This window comes from Psychromonas sp. L1A2, assembly GCF_009828855.1.
In the GTDB taxonomy this organism is placed as follows: Bacteria; Pseudomonadota; Gammaproteobacteria; order Enterobacterales; family Psychromonadaceae; genus Psychromonas.
On sequence record NZ_WUAG01000002.1, the window covers coordinates 1,702,536 to 1,724,113 of the forward strand.

A 21,578-nucleotide genomic window follows, 5' to 3' on the forward strand; every position below is an offset into this window, starting at 1 on the left:
TTCAAAGATTAGAGCATTTAAAAACATCAGTTTTTCTAATTAACATTTTATGCTTGGCGATAATAGCGCTGTGGTACCACCTGATCCCATGCCGAACTCAGAAGTGAAACGCAGCTGCGCCGATGATAGTGTGAGGTCTCCTCATGTGAAAGTAGGTCATTGCCAAGCGCCTAATACGAACAATCCCTGTTGACTAACGTCAGCAGGGATTTTTTCGTTTTGATGATTTAATAATGTGATGCTTTAATAATACCATTCCGCCTAATTATGTGATCTAATGTATTTAATTATTAACTGATACCAATTCCGATAATTAAGTTTCCAGATTAGCCCAGTCCCTATAACATTGTGAGATGACTCTATTTTTATCTTCACTGAAGCGATTCCAAGCATCACAACATTTATTGACAATATCGTTATAACCGTCAAAGCATCTATTCGCGATTTCATTATCCCGCATCCAATGCCAAACTTGTTCGATTGGATTCAATTCAGGAGAATACGGAGGGAGGTGAATGATCGTTAAATTAGTAAACTCTTCAGCTAAATACGACTGGTGCCAACTGGCTCGAACCATTATTATAACGGCATATTTTCCCTTTGGGGTTGCATCAGAAATTAAGCGTAAATGAATCTTCATCACTTCACTATTACTGTAAGGCATTACTAATGCCTCGGTTTGACCTGTATTGATACAGACCGCGCCAAATAAATAAGCATACTCAAATTGTTGCTGCTGAATGGCCCTTGGTCTGGTTCCTTTTTTTGCCCATATCCTAGTTGTTGTATTACGTTGACCAAACCTAGCCTCATCCTGAAACCAAATATGTACCTCTTTTAAATGAACATGCCTAGGGATCTTAAGGATCGTATTTATACCATTCCGCCTAATTATGTGATCTAATGTATTTAATTATTAACTGATTATATTCTCTTGGTGACGTATGAAAAAACATGATTTTTCTGAATTGGCCAAAACACATAAAAGTGTTCGTATGAGACTGCGTTATTCTGCTCTAGCGCACTTTCAAGAAGGCAGCTCTCGTACCGATATAGCTAAATTTCTTAAAGTGAGCCGTACTAGTGTTAATAAATGGATATCTCAATATCATCAAAATGGATTGGATGGATTAATTGATAAAAAGACAACTGGACGTCCCTTACGATTATCTGAAATCCAATCACTTCAACTAATTCAATATATTAATGAATATACAAAAAATGATAAGGGTGGCCGATTAGTAGGCACTGATATCCAGTTGTTTATTGCTGATAATTTTGGCCATCAATACCACCTTTCAAGTGTCTACAAATTACTTCACCGTTTAGGTTTTTCATGGATAACCTCTCGCTCTAAGCACCCAAAACAGTCCCTTGAAGTTCAAGAAGATTTTAAAAAATTCCAAATAAAAATGATCCTTAAGATCCCTGGCCATATCTCATTAGATAGAGTCGATATCTGGTTACAAGATGAAGCACGTTTTGGACAACAAATACAACAACAAAGCTATGGGCTAAAACAGGTAGGACCATTAGCTGTGAAACAGCAACAGTTTGAATATGCATATTTATTTGGCTCCGTTTGTGTCACTAATGGGCAATCACAAGCGATGGTAATGCCTTATGTCAATAAAGACATTATGTATGCTCACCTTAAACAAATATCCATGAGTACCGCCGAAGATCGGCATGCAGTCATTATTATGGATGGGGCTGGTTGGCATACAGAAGATCTTGCGACAGACTTTAATAATGTTAGCGTAATTAAGCTTCCTCCGTACTCCCCAGAATTAAATCCGATAGAACAAGTGTGGGGCTGGTTGCGTCAATATCATTTCGCTAATCGTTGTTTTAATGGTTATGAATCAATTGTGGATGCGGTTTGTTATGCATGGAATTACTTTGTAAGTGATAGTCAAAGAGTAATAAAAATGTGCACTAGGGATTGGATGAATCTGATCAACTAATTAGGCGGAATGGTATAAGATAATCGTTTAAGCTGCATTGAACGCAGAGTTAGACGAGCATCTTGGCTACTCTAAGAGTCACAAATCATCATCTAGTAACAACCGTAAACCGTAATGGCACTCAGCTAAAACCATTATCACTGATGATGAGCAATTTGAACTAGAGATTCCTCGTGACAGAGAAGGCACTTTTGAGCCTCAACTTGTCAAAAAATAACAAACACGTTTCACCTAAATGGATGACAAAGTGCTAAGCCTTAAGCCTCTACGCAAAAGGCATGACGACACCTGAAATAGTCGCTACGGTCAAAGAGCTTTATGGCGCAGACGTATCAGCCTACCTCATATCAAGGATTACTGGCTCAGTTATTGAACAAGTGATTTCATTGTGCTTAAAATTCGCCAGGATAAACGCGTTATCAACAAAGCGGTAGACCTCGCATTATTTATCAACTGGGAGCATTAAATGGTATTTGGCAAAATGAATATACAGAGTTTAGTTATGTGAAGTTGCATGATGTTCTTTATGATGGAATCGGATGATATTTTCATCGTATTGTTAAAAGATCTTGCGAAATACAATAATAAATCATCATTAATAGTAGTAGCCGTTTATGGTTATGAGTGTTATTAAAAATTTGCTGTTCAATATTGTATTAAGTTTATTTTTGAAGTCTTTGTTGATCGAGCCTATTTAAATGATCGACGATTTGACATTAGGAAGTTTGTCTATTGCATATAACAAAGGTTTATAATCTATTTATAAGCAAGCTATACGTCTTGTTAAATATGAGCACGTTATAAGTACAGATAGATCAAAGATAAATATTAAAGCTGATACTTTGTGTATTCATGGTAATAATTAATTAGCTGTAAAATTAACTAACGTTTTAAAAGTAATAACTGAGGAATACATATAAACTTTATGAATGATAATAATGTAATTATTTATTTTTCAAGTGGCTTTTGCGTTAGAAATAAATGACAGTATTACTCATGCTTAACAGTTGTTAAAAGCTGAACTCAGTCAAACTCTTCTTGATATACTTCCATGTTGTAATTCGCGTAATACATTACTGTAAAGTTTAGTCGCTCATATCGATAGAATAATAAAACCGTTAATATAATATAAATTACGAAAGCTCTATTCATAATAAAATAGTATTACAAGCCTATTATGGAATAGAGGTAGCTCTCGATCATGAAGCAATAAGCAAATACACTGGCTTAGCTTTTTCTGAAATAATTAAATTACATACTGAAGAATACTATTACGTTTTTGTGGTAGGGATTAAACCTAGTTTTACTTTATCGTGAAGTATCTACGTAAAGTCAGTCCAAAGTTTAATGTGTCTAATACAAGTACTATTGAAGCAGATAGACAAACAGCGGTTACCTTAGCCAATCTCAAAGAGGGTGGGCAGACATATTAGACATACTTGACGATTAACAACATTCTCTAAGAAATTCATAATGGATGATGAAGTATGGTTTGATTCCATTGATAGATAAGATAATGATGGGCCGCTTCAATATGTGTAAGGCTTAAGCGATATGTCGTTAGATATAATTTAATCAGGTCTCTTGAGTTTATTACATAATTTGAGGCGATTTGATAATTAAAATATTGTTGTAACGTCTAGAGGTTCAATGGATACTCATGAGTGCTGTTGAACAAACTCATTATTAGATAATGACGTGAATGAATCGAAAATTGAAATTACCATGGGATCATTTCAAGCGAGATTTAAAAAGATAATGAGTTTTTCTTTGTGTGGGCCAAATGTATGTCCAATTTAAATAGGTGAGTCATTCAATATTGACTGTTGTTAAATATTTAAGTTGGATATATTTTAGATATTAGATTTCCTAAGCAAGGACTACCTAGTTATTTCGCGACAAGTAATATCTTTTCTGTTTGTAAAAGACCCAAACTGTTTGTAACAGAATTTACTGACATCATTAATGTCAGTGTATTGCCAACATACCAATTTGATCACTTCAGCTCAGCCTCTAAAAAAATACTTTGTTTAATGATACATATACAGTGACTTCTAATATTGATCGAATGAGTTATAGGTTAAAAGATAAACTGATTGAATTTGTAGAATAAAGCTTTCTATCCAATAGAATAAGTTTAGGCGGCTATTCAAATACTATTTTATACGAATGAACACCTCATTTTTGAATGAAATATCCACACTTTGTAGTTTAATTAATCACTCAGTGATTTAATTGAAATAAACGCAATAAAACGCTTGCCAATAGTTTCGCTATCCCTATAATACGCCGCACAGACAAGGACGGAGGCGCAAGCCACTAACCAAGACTGAGAATAAAAGAAACGCTTTAACGATTCGAACTTCGGTTTGAAATTAAGTTAAAATAAGACGTTGACATTGCTCGAAAGGCGCGTAATATACGCCGCCTAGCCGAAAGGCACGCTCTTTAACAATTTAATCAAACAATCTGTGTGAGCACTTGTTGTTGATGTGATTTCAAAAAATCAAAGTCCTTTCTTGTAAAGGCAACATCAATAATAGTGACACACGAAATAATTCATTATTTCAGAATAATAAATTGTTAATTGCTTATATTTATATAAGTCATTAGCAGTAAGTTTTAGTCAGTAGTATTGAGTCGCACCTTTAATTAAGTGCACATTAAACTTTAAATTGAAGAGTTTGATCATGGCTCAGATTGAACGCTGGCGGCAGGCTTAACACATGCAAGTCGAACGGTAACAGAAAGTAGCTTGCTACTTTGCTGACGAGTGGCGGACGGGTGAGTAATGCTTGGGAATATGCCTTATGGTGGGGGACAACAGTTGGAAACGACTGCTAATACCGCATAACATCTCCGGATCAAAGTGGGGGACCTTCGGGCCTCACGCCATAAGAGTAGCCCAAGTGGGATTAGCTAGTTGGTAAGGTAATGGCTTACCAAGGCGACGATCCCTAGTTGGTCTTAGAGGATGACCAGCCACACTGGAACTGAGACACGGTCCAGACTCCTACGGGAGGCAGCAGTGGGGAATATTGCACAATGGGCGCAAGCCTGATGCAGCCATGCCGCGTGTGTGAAGAAGGCTTTCGGGTTGTAAAGCACTTTCAGCGAGGAGGAAAGGGTAAATCTTAATAGGTTTTATCTGTGACGTTACTCGCAGAAGAAGCACCGGCTAACTCCGTGCCAGCAGCCGCGGTAATACGGAGGGTGCGAGCGTTAATCGGAATTACTGGGCGTAAAGCGCGCGTAGGCGGTTAATTAAGTCAGATGTGAAATCCCAGGGCTCAACCTTGGAACTGCATTTGAAACTGGTTAACTAGAGTTTTGTAGAGGGTGGTAGAATTTCAGGTGTAGCGGTGAAATGCGTAGAGATCTGAAGGAATACCAGTGGCGAAGGCGGCCACCTGGACAAAGACTGACGCTGAGGCGCGAAGGCGTGGGGAGCAAACGGGATTAGATACCCCGGTAGTCCACGCAGTAAACGATGTCTATTAGAATTTTGTGGCTATATGCCGTGGGATTCAAAGCTAACGCATTAAATAGACCGCCTGGGGAGTACGGCCGCAAGGTTAAAACTCAAATGAATTGACGGGGGCCCGCACAAGCGGTGGAGCATGTGGTTTAATTCGATGCAACGCGAAGAACCTTACCATCCCTTGACATCCAGAGAATCACCAAGAGATTGATGAGTGCCTTCGGGAACTCTGAGACAGGTGCTGCATGGCTGTCGTCAGCTCGTGTTGTGAAATGTTGGGTTAAGTCCCGCAACGAGCGCAACCCTTATCCTTATTTGCCAGCGGGTTATGCCGGGAACTCTAGGGACACTGCCGGTGATAAACCGGAGGAAGGTGGGGACGACGTCAAGTCATCATGGCCCTTACGGGATGGGCTACACACGTGCTACAATGGCAAATACAAAGGGCTGCTAACCAGCGATGGTATGCGAATCTCCTAAAGTTTGTCGTAGTCCGGATCGGAGTCTGCAACTCGACTCCGTGAAGTTGGAATCGCTAGTAATCGTGGATCAGAATGCCACGGTGAATACGTTCCCGGGCCTTGTACACACCGCCCGTCACACCATGGGAGTGGGCTGCACCAGAAGTCATTAGCTTAACCCTTCGGGGATGGCGATGACCACGGTGTGGTTCATGACTGGGGTGAAGTCGTAACAAGGTAGCCCTAGGGGAACCTGGGGCTGGATCACCTCCTTACGTAAAGAAACACATCAACAAGCCTTACGATGAATTTGCTTAGGCAAATAAATCTACCGGCTATGAAAGCTTGCTTAGGCAATTTTCATATGAGTGCCCACACAGATTGTTTGATTAGACTGATTAGAAAGCAAAGTAGGTTCCGGGTCCCCATCGTCTAGAGGCCTAGGACACCGCCCTTTCACGGCGGTAACAGGGGTTCAAATCCCCTTGGGGATACCAACTACTACTTTAATGAAAGATACTTAATAACTGTTCTTGCTTAGAATGATTATTAAGTGTTTTTAACACTGCTCTTTAACAATTAGGAAAGCTGATAAATGTTCTTATTTATCACACAATAACAATGACACTTCGGTGTTGATTGGTGTGATAAATATAAACGAAATTGTTCTCAGTATTTAAAATAACTACTTGTAGTTAAATTAGATATTGTAATCAAGCAAAATAAAAAGCACACATTATAGTAATTCGTTACTGTAATGTGAGTACGTATCTACTCAGTTAATTTATTAATTGATAGGTGCACGAAAAACGATTGTTTTTCATATGTAAAATATGAGTCACAAGCGTCTTGGAAGCAACATACACATCTAGACACTGTTTAGGTGTTGTATGGTTAAGTGAATAAGCGTGCACGGTGGATGCCTAGGCAATTAGAGGCGATGAAGGACGTGGTAATCTGCGATAAGTCCAGGGGAGTTGATAACAAGCGTTATATCCTGGAATTTCCGAATGGGGCAACCCGGCACTTAGTGTCATCGGCTAGTGAATACATAGCTAGTCGAAGCAAACGAGGGGAACTGAAACATCTAAGTACCCTTAGGAAAAGAAATCAACCGAGATTCCGAAAGTAGCGGCGAGCGAAATCGGAACAGCCCTTAAGCTGTTTAAAAGTTAGTGGAAGGCTCTGGAAAGTGCCACGGTACAGGGTGATAGTCCCGTACACAAAAACTTCTTTACAGTGAAAACGAGTAAGACGGGACACGAGAAATCCTGTTTGAATATGGGGGGACCATCCTCCAAGGCTAAATACTCCTAATTGACCGATAGTGAACCAGTACCGTGAGGGAAAGGCGAAAAGAACCCCTGTGAGGGGAGTGAAATAGAACCTGAAACCGTGTACGTACAAGCAGTAGGAGCGGATTTATTCCGTGACTGCGTACCTTTTGTATAATGGGTCAACGACTTAATTTCAGTAGCAAGGTTAACCGTTTAGGGGAGCCGTAGGGAAACCGAGTCTTAACTGGGCGAATAGTTGCTGGGATTAGACCCGAAACTTGGTGATCTAGCCATGAGCAGGTTGAAGGTTGAGTAACATCAACTGGAGGACCGAACCCACTAATGTTGAAAAATTAGGGGATGACTTGTGGCTGGGGGTGAAAGGCCAATCAAACCAAGAGATAGCTGGTTCTCCTCGAAAGCTATTTAGGTAGCGCCTCATGTATCACTGTTGGGGGTAGAGCACTGTTAAGGCTAGGGGGTCATCCCGACTTACCAACCCTTTGCAAACTCCGAATACCAACAAGTGCAATCATGGGAGACACACGGCGGGTGCTAACGTCCGTCGTGGAAAGGGAAACAACCCAGACCGCCAGCTAAGGTCCCAAAGTATATGTTAAGTGGGAAACGATGTGGGAAGGCTTAGACAGCTAGGAAGTTGGCTTAGAAGCAGCCATCTTTTAAAGAAAGCGTAATAGCTCACTAGTCGAGTCGGCCTGCGCGGAAGATTTAACGGGGCTAAACATATCACCGAAGCTGCGGACGCATATTTATATGCGTGGTAGAGGAGCGTTCTGTAAGCCGTCGAAGGGAAAGCTGTAAGGCATCCTGGAGGTATAGAAGTGCGAATGTTGACATGAGTAACGATAAGGGGGGTGAAAAACCTCCCCGCCGGAAGACCAAGGGTTCCTGTCCAACGTTAATCGGGGCAGGGTGAGTCGACCCCTAAGGCGAGGCCGAAAGGCGTAGTCGATGGGAAACGGGTTAATATTCCCGTACCCTTTATTATTGCGATGGGAGGACGGAGAAGGCTAGGTGGGCCTGGCGATGGTTGTCCAGGTTCAAGTATGTAGGTGGGAGACTTAGGTAAATCCGGGTTTCTACTAACACTGAGATACGATGTCGAGGTACTAAGGTACTGAAGTCATTGATGCCATGCTTCCAGGAAAAGTCTCTAAGCTTCAGATAATAAAGGATCGTACCCCAAACCGACACAGGTGGTCAGGTAGAGAATACCAAGGCGCTTGAGAGAACTCGGGTAAAGGAACTAGGCAAAATGGTACCGTAACTTCGGGAGAAGGTACGCCTTTGGCGGTGATGAGACTTGCTCTCTAAGCTGCTAGAGGCCGAAGATACCAGATGGCTGCAACTGTTTATTAAAAACACAGCACTCTGCTAAATCGTAAGATGACGTATAGGGTGTGACGCCTGCCCGGTGCCGGAAGGTTAATTGATGAGGTTAGACTTAGGTCGAAGCTTTTGATCGAAGCCCCGGTAAACGGCGGCCGTAACTATAACGGTCCTAAGGTAGCGAAATTCCTTGTCGGGTAAGTTCCGACCTGCACGAATGGCGTAATGATGGCCATGCTGTCTCTACCCGAGACTCAGTGAAGTTGAAATCGCAGTGAAGATGCTGTGTACCCGCGGCTAGACGGAAAGACCCCGTGAACCTTTACTATAGCTTAGCAGTGAACTTAGAGCCTACATGTGTAGGATAGGTGGGAGGCTTTGAAGCGTTGTCGCCAGATGACGTGGAGCCAATCTTGAAATACCACCCTTGTATGTTTTGAGTTCTAACCATGGCCCCTGAATCGGGGTTTGGGACACTGTTTGGTGGGTAGTTTGACTGGGGCGGTCTCCTCCTAAAGAGTAACGGAGGAGTACGAAGGTTGGCTAATCACGGTCGGACATCGTGAGGTTAGTACAATGGTATAAGCCAGCTTAACTGCGAGACAGACACGTCGAGCAGGTACGAAAGTAGGTCATAGTGATCCGGTGGTTCTGAATGGAAGGGCATCGCTCAACGGATAAAAGGTACTCCGGGGATAACAGGCTGATACCGCCCAAGAGTTCATATCGACGGCGGTGTTTGGCACCTCGATGTCGGCTCATCACATCCTGGGGCTGAAGTCGGTCCCAAGGGTATGGCTGTTCGCCATTTAAAGTGGTACGCGAGCTGGGTTTAGAACGTCGTGAGACAGTTCGGTCCCTATCTGCCGTGGGCGTTTGAGAATTGAGAGGGGCTGCTCCTAGTACGAGAGGACCGGAGTGGACGAACCGCTGGTGTTCGGGTTGTATCGCCAGATGCATTGCCCGGTAGCTACGTTCGGAATCGATAACCGCTGAAAGCATCTAAGCGGGAAGCGAGCCTCAAGATGAGTTCTCACTGGAACTTTAAGTTCCCTAAAGGGCCGTTGGAGACTACAACGTTGATAGGCAAGGTGTGTAAGTGCAGTAATGTATTGAGCTAACTTGTACTAATTACCCGTGAGGCTTAACCATACAACACCTAAGTGGTGTTGGTGTTTACCAAGACACATAGAGTGGATACTCTTTAAACTAGCGCTTGTGAAGTATATTTACATATTGCGAGATAAAACAATTTCAGAATTAGAACATATCGACTATTAGCTTTTCTAATTTATTTTTTATGCTTGGCGATAATAGCGCTGTGGTACCACCTGATCCCATGCCGAACTCAGAAGTGAAACGCAGCTGCGCCGATGATAGTGTGAGGTCTCCTCATGTGAAAGTAGGTCATTGCCAAGCGCCTAATACGAAAAATCCCTGTTGACTAACGTCAGCAGGGATTTTTTCGTTTTGATGATTTAATAATGTAGTGGTTTAATAAAATACCTTACATAGAAAGTAGGGCGAGTATTACGAGTGCAATGTGTCACGAGCGGTGACGCTCTGCGACACCTTTCCATTGCCAAGCTTGCTAATACCAAAAGAATTAATAAGGTGATCATTCTTGTTGGTTAAAATTCCCCCCTAACTGCGTTGTGAGTTTTGAAGTGAGAACAACTATCTCCTACAACTCACGCCTTATTAGTGTTAATTTTTCCTGCGCAATATCTGATCACTTATTTAATTCCATTGGTATAAACCTTAAATACACGAGCAATCCCCGTTGACTGATGTCGACAGGGATTTTTTGTTTTAGAATAATGACCAATATAATAGAAAGTAGCGGCGTATGACGCGTCTGTATTGTTTTATGAGCTACATAACCTATAGGATGTTTTTGCATTATCAAGCATCAATTTCTGTAGGTTTTTAATTTTTTATAGTTTTTTCTTGTCTTTATGTATTAAATTTATACTTTAATGTCAACTTTGACACTTTATATGATATTTGTATGGATCATTAGTTTGTTTTTGATAGCATTAATTATCCCTTTGTTAGAGAGAATATAATGTCTAAAAAAATTATCCGTATTGCAACTCGTCATAGTCCTTTAGCGATGTGGCAAGCTAATTTTGTTAAAGCTGAGTTAATGAAGCACCATAAAGATTTAACTGTTGAATTATTACCAATGAAAACAAAAGGCGATATTCTTTTGGACACCCCTTTAGCTAAGGTTGGTGGTAAAGGTTTATTTGTTAAAGAATTAGAAGTTGCTATCTTGGAAAATAGAGCTGATATTGCCGTTCATTCTATGAAAGATGTGCCTGTAGAATTTCCTGAAGGTTTAGGGTTAAGTATTATTTGTGAACGTGAAGATCCACGTGACGCCTTTGTTTCTAATCACTTTAAACAACTATCAGATCTACCTGAAGGTGCAATAGTTGGTACTTGTAGTTTAAGACGTCAATGCCAAATTAGTGAATTGCGTCCAGATATAAAGATTAAAGACTTACGTGGTAATGTTAATACACGTTTGCGTAAATTAGATGATTGCGAATACGATGCAATTATTCTTGCTGCTGCAGGGCTAATTCGTTTAGAGATGGACTCCCGTATTGCTAGTTTTATTGAACCTGAAGTAAGTTTACCAGCAGTAGGCCAAGGTGCAGTGGGTATCGAATGTCGATTAGATGACGCAGAAACTATTGCTTTGCTTGCTCCTTTGGAACATCGTGAAACACGTGTACGCGTAACGGCTGAACGAGCTATGAATTTAGCACTTGAAGGTGGTTGCCAAGTACCCATTGGTAGTTTCGCCTTAATGAACGGCGATCAATTATTTTTGCGTGGATTAGTGGGTAGTGTTGATGGTACTAATATCATCAGAAAAGAATTAACAGGTCATGTTGATCAAGCTCATGAACTAGGTGAAACACTAGCACAGCAACTATTAGATGCTGGAGCAAAAGAAATTTTAAGTGAAGTTTATAAGTGAGAATTGAACCTCGATTATTAGTGACTCGTTTTGCGCCTCATGCAGAACGACTTACTAATAGTTTAAATGATATTGGGTGTTTTTCTATTGCACAACCACTATTGATGGTGACTGCATTAAATGATCCTAAAACACTGAATACTTTTTTATCTAGCCACTATGATTATGTAATTGCGGTCAGTGGTAATGCAGTTAAATATGCTCAACAACAAATAAATATTAACTGGCCCAAAGCTTGTTATTTTGCAGTAGGTCAATCTACACAAAGTATACTTAGTGAAGCTACTGGTCAGAGTGTTTTATGTCCTTTGACTCGATTTGATAGCGAAGGGTTATTAGCGCTGGATCCACTAAAATCAATTAAAGCTAAACGTATTTTAATTTTACGTGGTGAAGGTGGACGAGATTTACTTGAGACAACACTAATTGAACGTGGTGCAAAAGTTGATTTCTTTCAAACATATAAACGTATCAAGATTGATCTTAACGGTCACGAATTAGTTAATAATTGGCAACAAGCGTCTATAAATGGTGCTATTATCAGCAGTGTGGAAATTTTAAATCAATTATTTATGCTTGTACCAAAGGAATATACAAGTTGGATATGTGAGTTAATATTTTATGTCCCAAGTCAACGTGTAGCTAAACAAGCTGCATTGTTAGGTGCTCAACGTATTGTTTTGTTACCAAGTTTACATACAGACCAAATTGTGGAATTTTTTAAAGTAAATAATGGCACCTGTATATAGCCCATTAGTTTAAATAGGAATGTTATGACTGATACTAATACTGAAAATCAAAATATATCAACAACACCTGAGTCAGAAGAAGATGTTGTTAATAAAAAACGTAAAAAATCTTCTCGGCTATTAGTCATTATTGCTCTGATTTTTATTATCATATTGCTATGTATTATAGGGTATGGCTTTTATTTTTATAAAAATAATGTAGTCAATAATACTGCTTATCAACAAAAAATTGAACTGTTAGCTAATAAGTTGGAATCGCAAGTTGCACAACAAAATAATCAGTTTCAGCAAAGTAAATCATTGAATGACAATTTCAAAACACAAATTGAACAACTCGATATTCAATTGTTAGATGCTCAGAATAAAAGCAAATTATACAGTTCGGACATGCAAGCTCTTCAGCGTAGTGTTGCAGAAACTAACATTCGTCATCCTAGTGATTGGATTTTATCTGAAGTTGAATATTTGATTAACTTATCGGGTCGTAAATTATGGCTAGAGCACGATTTAAAATCAACTATTGCTTTATTGAGTACTGCGGACAAACGTATTGTTGAAATGGGAGACCCTAGCTTGAACCCGTTGCGTCGTGCTTTGCTTGAAGACATTAATATGCTTGAAGCCTTACCTCAACGTGATGTGGATGGTGTTATTTTGGCATTGTCTAGTTTGGAACGTCGTATTGATAAACTAGTTGTAGCTGGACTAGAGGTACCTGAAATTAAACAAGCTAAAGATAAAGAAGTTTCTGGAGATGTTGCTGATTGGGAAACTAATGTTGATAAATCTTGGAACTCATTTATTGAAAGCTTTATTGTTATATCTCATCGAGATAAACCAGTTGAAGCTTTATTATCACCAGAACAATCTTGGTACTTAAAAGAAAATCTAAGAAATGCATTATCCAAAGCTGAATTCGCTGTATATAGAGAACAACAAGATATATATGACCTAGCATTACAGAATGCATTAAAGTTAGTTGCTCTTTATTACGATATGGAAGATAAAAGTACACAACAATTTTATACTTCAGTGAAAAGATTAAGTAAGCAAAATGTGTCAATAGATTACCCAGATCAATTCAAGAGTGCACCCTTACTTTCTAGCATTCTTAAACAACGCATTAGTAAGTCATTTACTATTGAAAATGCGGAGTAACGATTATGATTGGACTTTTAATTATTGTTATATTCTTACTCACTGGGTTAATTTTTGCGCCTGAGTTAAGTGCACATAAAGGTTATATTCTAGTTTCATTTGATAGTTACACGACTTATGAAACAACGATTATTAACGCGGCTTTTATTGCGATTTTATTCTATTTTTTATTATTAGTAGCAGAGTGGATTTTACGTAAATTATTATCGATGAGCAGTGTTACTCGTGGTTGGTTTGGACAACGTAAAACTCGTAAAGCACAAAAAAATAGTTTATTAGGTATGCTTGCTCTATTAGAAGGGAATACTAAACAAGCACAAAAACTATTGTCTAAATCAGCAGACCGAAGCGAATCTCCTGCATTGACTTATATTGCAGCAGCACGTGCTTCACATAAAAATGGTGAATATAATAAGCGTGATGATTACTTACAATTAGCAAACGAACACCCTGGTTGTAAATTAGCTGTTGGATTAGTATGGGCTGAGCTACAGCTTGATGCTAAACAGTATGAAAATGCACTAGCTACCATCAGTGAATTAGATCAACGGTTCCCTAAAAACAGACAAATATTACAACATTATTTAACGCTTTATCCGGCGATTAATGAATGGGGTAAACTAATCTCTCTGCTTAATACACAGCGTAAATTAACTGGTTTAAATGATCAGGAGTTTGCGGAGTTAGAACTTTATGCTCATCAGCAATTATTTAAAAAATTAGCATCTGAAAGTGGGCAATTACTTAATGATTATTGGTATAAAGATGTTGCTCGCTGGATGCGTAAGGAACTGTCTTACCAACAAGCGGTATTAGAAGCATTTATTGCTAATGGTAATGGAAAGTTAGCGCAAGAGTTCTTATTAGATAAGTTACAACGTCAGTTTTCTTTGCCATTGTTGCCTTATCTTCAAAAAATAAAAGTGACTGATTATTATCCTATTATCACTTTTCTGGAAAAGCAGTTAAAAAAATCAACACATACCGATTACATCAATCAAGCATTAGCGCATTTAAAGTTAAAAGAAGGCAATCAAGATGCTGCTATTAAGCATCTTACTGAAAGCCTTAAAACGTTGCCTAATGTTGCTGACTATCAGCTATTGGCTTCTCTGCTAGAGCAGCAGGATAAAATTGAAGAGGCTAATTTATATTATCGTCAAGGTTTGGAGTTTGCGGCTAAATAAGCCATGTTGATCTGATGGTTATGTTTTATGGCGGGATGATAAACCTGCTACTAAAAATGGCTTAATTTAAAAGGTAAGCTTTGGCTTACCTTTTTTGTGTTTAGTGCATACTCCATAATCTACAACTCATATTTGCTAAGTTAATGAGATAATTAAGCGCTCATCAGCATTCGCTTAAATAATTTTTATTGTTATTTCTGATAGCTAGTTATTTTCGGATGTTATATTATAACATCTTTAATTTAATTGGTTTTTTATGTTACTCATTTTAAGCATTTTGGCCTTATTCTTAGGTCCTGTTACTTACCGACTATTACAACGACAACCCGGTTGGTTAGATCTATTAGATGCTTTTATATTTGTTAGCATATCTGGTCTTGTACTCTTCCACATTCTCCCTGAATTATTGTACGAAGGTGGCTTATTAGTGCTGGTCTTAACAGGCTTGGGTCTACTAACTCCTTCTCTGATAGAAAAATACTTCCATAAAGCCGCTAATAAAGCCCATAACACAACCTTGTTTCTTGGTGTATTAGGTTTAGTACTACATGCTAGCCTTGATGGTACTGTTTTATTAGTAAATCAAGCTGACCATACCGGATGGTTATTAGCGCTAGGTGTTTTATTACATCGTTTCCCCGTTGGTTTGACTATCTGGTGGTTGTTACGTCCGCAATATGGTGTCGTTTTACCCTTTGTTGTTTTAATTAGTATGGCTGCAGCCACTTTACTTGGCGCGTCTTATGCGGAGCTTTCTATGTCTCAATTAGATGGACAGCTACTTGCTTGGTTCCAAGCTTTTGTTATGGGCTCTATTATGCATGTTGTATTGCATAGACCTTATTTACAGCATCATAAAAAACATCAACAAGGTAATACAAAAGAACATAAATATGCTGCTGGTATCGGTAGTTTGTTTGGTTTAGTGGTTTTAGGGTTTGTATTATTACCACATTGGCTTGGCTATATAGAACATAACCATGATCATGCTGTATCGAATGAGCATGAAGCTCACGAGTCTCACCTTCTTGTTCAAGAAGTTGAACATGGAGGTTTGCACTTAGAAAATATTATTCATGATCATGATGCTGAAGAACATGCGCAAACTAATGAGTCACAACATGTAGAAGAAGAGGCTGGACACCATGAACATCTGCATGAGGATGAAGTTCATGATGAACATGAGCATGAAGATATACATCATAATCAAAGTATCGAAGAAAGCGAGGCGCTACATCAACAACATAATACCGCATTAACTTTAGTTAACTTTGGTAAGCTAGCTTTATACAGTGCGCCTATGTTGTTATTTGCTTACCTTTTAAGTGGATTAATGCATTATTTTAAACCAGCATTAAATGTATTACCGACACAGGGTAATAAAGGTTATTTTAAAGACGCCATTAAAGGAGTTTTATATGGCCTACCTTTACCTATTTGCTCACCTGCCGCGAGCAAAATGCACCAACAATTATTAAGCTTGGGAGCGAATCAAACTTTTGCGACCGCTTTTTTAATCGCGACCCCAATTATTGGTTTTGATGCCATTTTAATCTCTATTCCATTATTGGGTGAGCAGTTAGCTCTATTACGCATTGTATTTGCAGTTTTATTTGCTGTGATAATCGCATGGTTATTAGGAAGGCATTTTAAGCATTCGATTTCTGCTGTTGCCGAGCAAAGTTGTCAGGGAGGGCATCCAACTTCACGCTTTGTAGCAGCGATAAAACAAGGTTATCAACATCAATTAGATCACACTGCGCCTTGGGTTATCTTTGGTTGGGCATTAGCCGCAACTTTATCCGCAACGCCTGCTTGGGCTTTCTTTGAGCAAGCCTTATGGTTACAAGTATTAGTGATGGTGCTGATCGCTTTCCCATTTGCATTATGTGCAACGGGAATGACACCTATTATTGCGGTGATGCTAATTGCTGGTTTATCGCCAGGGGCTGCGGTTGCTTGTTTGTTAATTGGACCAAGTATTAGCTTAGATTTATTAAAACAATTAAGGCTTCAACAAGGTTACTTTGCTGCATTTGCTTTTGCAATGGTGATGTTGGTAACGGCTTTCTTAATTGGATTGTCATTAAATGAGTATATCGATGCTTTCCCATTGCCATGGTTAGGTGAACTAGATGCTGACTTTTCTTGGTGGCACTTTGCTAGTTTAGCCATTATTCTTGTTTTGTATTTTACTTCACTATTTCGTAGAGGTGCACGTGCTTTTATTGCGGAATTATTACCTAAAAGTTTATTGGGGCATCACCATCATCATTAAAGGTAATATGAGTACGCTAATCATATTGTTATGATTAGCGTACTCATATTTATTAAGCGAATCTTTTCTCTAGATAACTAACAATGTCTGATGACTCATACATCCAAGTAACGGTGTTATTTTCTTCTATACGTAAACAAGGTACTTTTACGTGACCGCCTTGTTCAGCAAGTACCTTTTTGTGTTCAGGTTGTTGTGCATCGACTAATTCAATATTTAACGCATTACGGCGCATCGCACGTCGAACCTTGACGCAAAAAGGACAAGCAGCAAATTGGTATAATTGTAAGCTCTTTGTTTCTTGGTCAACTTTTTGTTGTAAATCGTCTTTGCGTTTTACTTTCTTAGGTGCAAAAATAAAGTTCAGTATTAAAATTAAACGGCCTAATAGCCAGCGAATTATTTTCATCTTTTTCTCTTTGTAATTGACTGTTCAAAGTAAAATTGTAACCGATCCAAGAGGTTCATAAAAGATGATTACCTCTCGAATACTAATTAAGGAAAATAAATGAGTACTCCTGCCTCTCCATGCGTTTCGAATTGCTGTTTAAATGAAGAAGATATTTGTTTAGGCTGTTTTCGTAGTTTGACTGAAATCACTGGCTGGTCGCAAGCATCAGATTCAGGTAAACAAGACATTATTGCTAATACAAAAATACGTCGTGAGAAGATTAAAGTCTCTCAATCATTACCATCGTAGTTAATATTTTAAATAGGTTATGAGTATATGAATCAAAACGATACAGTTAGTATATTGGGCAGCGGTTGGTTAGGTTTGCCATTAGCGCGTAGTTTACAGCTTGATGGGAAAACAGTGCGCTTATCAACTCGAACGGAAAATAAAGCGAAACAGTTAGCTGGTTTGAACTTTAAATCTTATGTGGTTGATATAGAAAGTAGCTTATATAACCTAGATGACCTCGATAATTTAAATAACGTCCAAGATTTTTTACAAGCTAATACACTTATTATCAATATTACTAGTAAGTCATTATCTGCCTTTCAGGATCTTTTGATTGAAGTTGAAAAAAGCTCCATTGAACACGTTTTATTTATTAGCTCTACTTCGGTTTATGGTAATAACCAAGGAATATGTAAAGAAAGTGACGTCTTAGAAACTGAAACTAATTTACGTAAAATAGAAAAATTATTTACAGATAATATACATTTTGATTGTACAGTTATTCGCTTCGCCGGATTGATTGGCCGTAAACGTCATCCCGGTAGATTCTTTGCTGGGGGAAAAAGTATTAAAGATGGCAATGCTAAGGTAAACCTAATTCATCAATTTGATTGCATTAAATTAATTGAAACTATTTTACAACAACAAGCATGGGGTGAAGTGTTCAATGGCTGTGCTGATAATCATCCCACTAAACAATCATATTATACCAAAATGGCATTATCATTAGGGTATCCAGAACCAGAGTGTCTTATTGCAGAGCCAAGTGCCTCTAAAATAGTGTGCAATGAAAAAATAAAAACACAACTAGGTTATCAATTTATTTATCCTGATATATTTAATATCATCTGTTAACTTCATTTCTTTTGATTCGAAAATAATACCTTCTTATGAGGCTGTATTAATAATGAAATTAATACAGCCAATCACCTATATTACTTATTCCATACCACAAAAAGACCATAAATAAAGTAGGGTTTATAGCATTTCTTAAAATAAGTGTACTTATTTTAAGCGTTATGTGATTTCTATTGATATCTATCAAGTTCTGTTTGCAGGGGTAGGTTATCTTTCACTTGAATTTAGTTTTAGCTGGTGGATGAGGAAATTATGAGTAAACAAAAGTTAGTCATTATTGGTAATGGCATGGTCGGGCACCGTTTTATTGAAGAGTTTGTCGATAAAGGTGGCCTAGTGCATTTTGATATCGTTACTTTCTGTGAAGAGCCACGTGTAGCATACGATCGCGTACACCTTTCTTCATACTTTTCTCATCATACTGCTGACGAATTGTCATTAGTAAAAGAAGGTTATTACCAAAAACACAATATTGAAGTGTTTGTTGGTGAACGTGCCTTAACCATTAATCGTGCTGAAAAGGTCATTCATTCTCAAACGGGTCGAGCCATTGTTTACGATAAGCTGATTATGGCAACAGGATCTTACCCGTGGGTTCCGACCATTAAAGGTAACGAGAGCAAAGATTGCTTTGTGTATCGTACTATTGAAGATTTAAATGCAATTGAAAGTACTGCTCGTCGTAGTAAAAGTGGTGCAGTTATTGGTGGTGGTTTACTAGGTTTAGAGGCCGCTGGCGCATTAAAAGCATTGGGTGTGGAAACACATGTGATTGAATTTGCCCCTGTATTAATGGCTGAGCAATTAGATCAGCAAGGTGGTCAAATTTTACGTAGTAAAATCGAAAGTATTGATGTGAACGTACATACCGGTAAAAACACCAAAGAGATTATTGCATCAGGCGAGACTGCACGTAATACCATGCAGTTTGCTGATGGTAGTGAATTAGAAGTCGATTTTATCGTTTTTTCTACAGGTGTTCGTCCTCAGGATAAATTAGCAAAACAATGCGGCCTAGCGACGGCTCGTCGTGGTGGCATTACGATTAATGATCAATGTATTACGTCTGACCCAGATATCTTTGCGATTGGTGAGTGTGCTTCTTGGAATGAAAAATTCTTTGGCTTAGTGGCACCGGGTTACAACATGGCAAAAGTCGCGGTAGATACATTATTAGGCAACGAAAATGCATTTACTGGTGCAGACATGAGCGCAAAACTAAAACTATTAGGGGTTGATGTTGGTAGTATTGGTGATGCTAATGGCCGTACACCGAACTGTAAAAGTTACGTGTACTTAGACGGTAATAAATCAATCTATAAACGTCTTATTGTTTCTGAAGACGGTAAAAAATTATTAGGTGCAGTATTAGTTGGTGATAGCAGCAGTTACAGTGATTTATTACAATATAAATTAAACGATATTGAACTACCAAAACATCCTGATGCACTTATTTTACCTAGTCATTCTGGTGCTGAAAAAGTTGGCTTAGGCGTAGATGCTTTACCTGAAACTGCACAAGTTTGTTCATGCTTTGATGTTAAAAAATCAGATATATCTGAAGCCGTTGCCGCTGGTCATACGACCATTGGTGCAATCAAAATGGAAACAAAAGCTGGCACGGGTTGTGGTGGTTGTGTGCCGCTTATTACACAAGTATTAAATGCAGAATTAAAAAAACAAGGTGTAGAAGTTAAAAACCACATTTGTGAACATTTTGAATACTCTCGCCAAGAGTTATTTCACTTGATCCGTGTTGGTGGTATTAAAACCTTTAAAGCTTTATTAGATAAATATGGTAACGGTTATGGCTGTGAAGTGTGTAAACCTACGGTAGGATCTATTTTAGCGTCTTGCTGGAATGATTTTGTGTTAACCCAAGATCATAATGGCTTACAAGATACTAACGATATCTTCTTAGGTAATATGCAAAAAGACGGGACTTATTCTGTTATTCCTCGTATGGCGGGTGGTGAAGTGACGCCAAAAGCATTAGGTGTCGTCGCTAAAGTGGCTGAGCAATACGCACTTTATACCAAAATAACAGGTGCACAACGCATCGGTTTATTTGGCGCTCACAAAAGTGACTTACCTGATATTTGGCAACAACTAATCGATGCTGGTTTTGAAACGGGTCAAGCTTATGCGAAAGCGTTACGCATGGTTAAAACCTGTGTAGGAAGCACATGGTGTCGTTTTGGTGTACAAGATAGTGTAGGCCTTGGTGTTGAGCTTGAAAATCGTTACAAAGGCTTACGTACACCCCACAAGATAAAATTTGGTGTATCAGGTTGTACTCGTGAATGTGCTGAAGCACAGGGTAAAGATGTCGGCATTATTGCAACAGATTCTGGTTGGAACCTTTACGTATGTGGTAATGGCGGTATGAAGCCACAACATGCATCATTATTAGCGTCTGATTTAGACAAAGAAACCTTGGTTAAATACTTAGACCGTTTCATGATGTTTTATGTGCGTACTGCCGATAAGTTAACACGTACGTCAGTATGGTTACAGAATCTTGAAGGTGGTGTTGAATACTTACAAGACGTGATCATGAATGATAAGTTAGGTATTAACGAACAACTTGAAAAAGAGATGGCTGAGGCAATTAATAGCTTCCAATGTGAATGGACAACGGCATTATCTGATCAACACCAGCTATCACGCTTTTCACACTTCATTAACAGCGATCAACAAGATGACAATGTTGTGTTCACTCCTGAGCGTGGTCAAAAACGCCCAGCATTCTTTGAAGAAAAAGCCCCAACTTACCACATTAACTTGGAGGAAATGAAATGAGTAAATGGAATCCAATTTGCGCCTTAGACAACGTTTACCCTGCAACAGGCGTATGTGCATTAATAGACGGTAAGCAAGTCGCTATTTTTCGCCCTCGTGACGATGAGCAAGTATTTGCAATGGAGAATATGGATCCATTTGCGCGATCAAATGTACTGTCTCGCGGTATTATTTGTGAACACAAAGACCAGCTATGGGTTGCATCGCCACTTAAGAAACAACGTTTTAACTTAGTAGATGGATCATGTTTAGAAAATGATCAAGTCTCTGTTGCAACCTATAAAACGCGTATTAAAGAAGGCAGTATCGAGGTTCAATTATAAAAGCCCAGCT

At 38.8% G+C, this 21,578-nt stretch carries 14 protein-coding genes, 1 tRNA gene, 4 rRNA genes and 2 pseudogenes; 19 read left to right on the forward strand and 2 right to left on the reverse strand.

The features are described 5' to 3' along the window. Window positions 1–52: 52 nt before the first annotated feature. A 5S ribosomal RNA gene (gene rrf, locus GQR59_RS17805) occupies window positions 53–168 on the forward strand. 145 nt (window positions 169–313) lie between these two features. Here rrf (GQR59_RS17805) and GQR59_RS17810 read toward each other — a convergent pair. After that, window positions 314–871: pseudogene (locus GQR59_RS17810) on the reverse strand (IS630 family transposase); the annotation flags it as partial. Between the two features lie 73 nt (window positions 872–944). Here GQR59_RS17810 and GQR59_RS17815 point away from each other — a divergent pair. From GQR59_RS17815 to GQR59_RS17885, 14 genes and pseudogenes are all read left to right on the forward strand, one after another. Then, complete coding sequence (locus GQR59_RS17815) at window positions 945–1,967, forward strand: IS630 family transposase (protein ID WP_160064911.1); 1,023 nt, start codon at window positions 945–947, stop codon at window positions 1,965–1,967. A gap of 34 nt (window positions 1,968–2,001) precedes the next feature. Beyond that, window positions 2,002–2,427, forward strand: a pseudogene (locus GQR59_RS18770) (transposase); the annotation flags it as partial. Between the two features lie 11 nt (window positions 2,428–2,438). Continuing rightward, the gene (locus tag GQR59_RS19060; protein ID WP_442966208.1) at window positions 2,439–2,510 is read left to right on the forward strand and encodes a hypothetical protein; all 72 of its coding nucleotides are present in this window, start codon (window positions 2,439–2,441) and stop codon (window positions 2,508–2,510) included. 215 nt (window positions 2,511–2,725) lie between these two features. Beyond that, the gene (locus GQR59_RS19065; RefSeq protein WP_160065302.1) at window positions 2,726–2,833 is read left to right on the forward strand and encodes a LamB/YcsF family protein; all 108 of its coding nucleotides are present in this window, start codon (window positions 2,726–2,728) and stop codon (window positions 2,831–2,833) included. A 292-nt stretch (window positions 2,834–3,125) separates the two neighbouring features. Then, entirely contained in the window at window positions 3,126–3,284 is a 159-nt protein-coding gene (locus GQR59_RS19070) for a carboxyltransferase domain-containing protein (protein ID WP_442966209.1), read from the forward strand. A 1,355-nt stretch (window positions 3,285–4,639) separates the two neighbouring features. Next, window positions 4,640–6,184 (forward strand): 16S ribosomal RNA (locus GQR59_RS17845). Window positions 6,185–6,330: 146 nt separating this feature from the next. Next, window positions 6,331–6,406, forward strand: a tRNA-Glu gene (locus tag GQR59_RS17850). 395 nt (window positions 6,407–6,801) lie between these two features. Then, window positions 6,802–9,688 (forward strand): 23S ribosomal RNA (locus GQR59_RS17855). A gap of 151 nt (window positions 9,689–9,839) precedes the next feature. Next, window positions 9,840–9,955: ribosomal RNA gene (gene rrf / locus GQR59_RS17860) — 5S ribosomal RNA — on the forward strand. The 16S, 23S and 5S rRNA genes sit together here with 1 tRNA gene alongside, the layout of an rRNA operon. Before the next feature lie 649 nt (window positions 9,956–10,604). Beyond that, window positions 10,605–11,531: a hydroxymethylbilane synthase gene (gene hemC / locus GQR59_RS17865; RefSeq protein ID WP_160064915.1), complete on the forward strand. Its 927-nt coding sequence runs from the start codon at window positions 10,605–10,607 to the stop codon at window positions 11,529–11,531. Then, on the forward strand, window positions 11,528–12,280 hold the full coding sequence (locus GQR59_RS17870) for a uroporphyrinogen-III synthase (RefSeq protein WP_160064917.1): 753 nt from the start codon (window positions 11,528–11,530) through the stop codon (window positions 12,278–12,280). Before hemC ends, GQR59_RS17870 begins: the two co-directional genes overlap by 4 nt. Before the next feature lie 24 nt (window positions 12,281–12,304). Next, on the forward strand, window positions 12,305–13,438 hold the full coding sequence (locus GQR59_RS17875; RefSeq protein WP_160064919.1) for a uroporphyrinogen-III C-methyltransferase: 1,134 nt from the start codon (window positions 12,305–12,307) through the stop codon (window positions 13,436–13,438). A gap of 5 nt (window positions 13,439–13,443) precedes the next feature. Then, window positions 13,444–14,625, forward strand: a complete 1,182-nt coding sequence (locus GQR59_RS17880; RefSeq protein ID WP_160064921.1) for a heme biosynthesis HemY N-terminal domain-containing protein — start codon at window positions 13,444–13,446, stop codon at window positions 14,623–14,625. 256 nt (window positions 14,626–14,881) lie between these two features. After that, window positions 14,882–16,903 (forward strand): permease, encoded by a 2,022-nt coding sequence (locus tag GQR59_RS17885; protein WP_160064923.1) that lies wholly within the window; start codon window positions 14,882–14,884, stop codon window positions 16,901–16,903. Window positions 16,904–16,955: 52 nt separating this feature from the next. Here the strand turns inward: GQR59_RS17885 and GQR59_RS17890 are convergent, their stop codons facing one another. Continuing rightward, window positions 16,956–17,312, reverse strand: coding sequence for a glutathione S-transferase N-terminal domain-containing protein (locus GQR59_RS17890; RefSeq protein ID WP_160064925.1), 357 nt, complete (start codon window positions 17,310–17,312; stop codon window positions 16,956–16,958). A 99-nt stretch (window positions 17,313–17,411) separates the two neighbouring features. Here GQR59_RS17890 and GQR59_RS17895 point away from each other — a divergent pair, with 99 nt between their 5' ends. From GQR59_RS17895 to nirD, 4 genes are all read left to right on the forward strand, one after another. After that, a complete protein-coding gene (locus tag GQR59_RS17895; protein WP_160064927.1) occupies window positions 17,412–17,603 on the forward strand; it encodes a DUF1289 domain-containing protein in 192 nt (63 codons plus the stop codon). Between the two features lie 27 nt (window positions 17,604–17,630). Continuing rightward, on the forward strand, window positions 17,631–18,440 hold the full coding sequence (locus tag GQR59_RS17900; RefSeq protein WP_160064929.1) for a dTDP-glucose 4,6-dehydratase: 810 nt from the start codon (window positions 17,631–17,633) through the stop codon (window positions 18,438–18,440). A gap of 255 nt (window positions 18,441–18,695) precedes the next feature. Then, window positions 18,696–21,245: a nitrite reductase large subunit NirB gene (gene nirB / locus GQR59_RS17905; RefSeq protein WP_160064931.1), complete on the forward strand. Its 2,550-nt coding sequence runs from the start codon at window positions 18,696–18,698 to the stop codon at window positions 21,243–21,245. Continuing rightward, window positions 21,242–21,568, forward strand: a complete 327-nt coding sequence (gene nirD, locus GQR59_RS17910; protein ID WP_160064933.1) for a nitrite reductase small subunit NirD — start codon at window positions 21,242–21,244, stop codon at window positions 21,566–21,568. Before nirB ends, nirD begins: the two co-directional genes overlap by 4 nt. The last annotated feature ends 10 nt before the right edge of the window (window positions 21,569–21,578 follow it).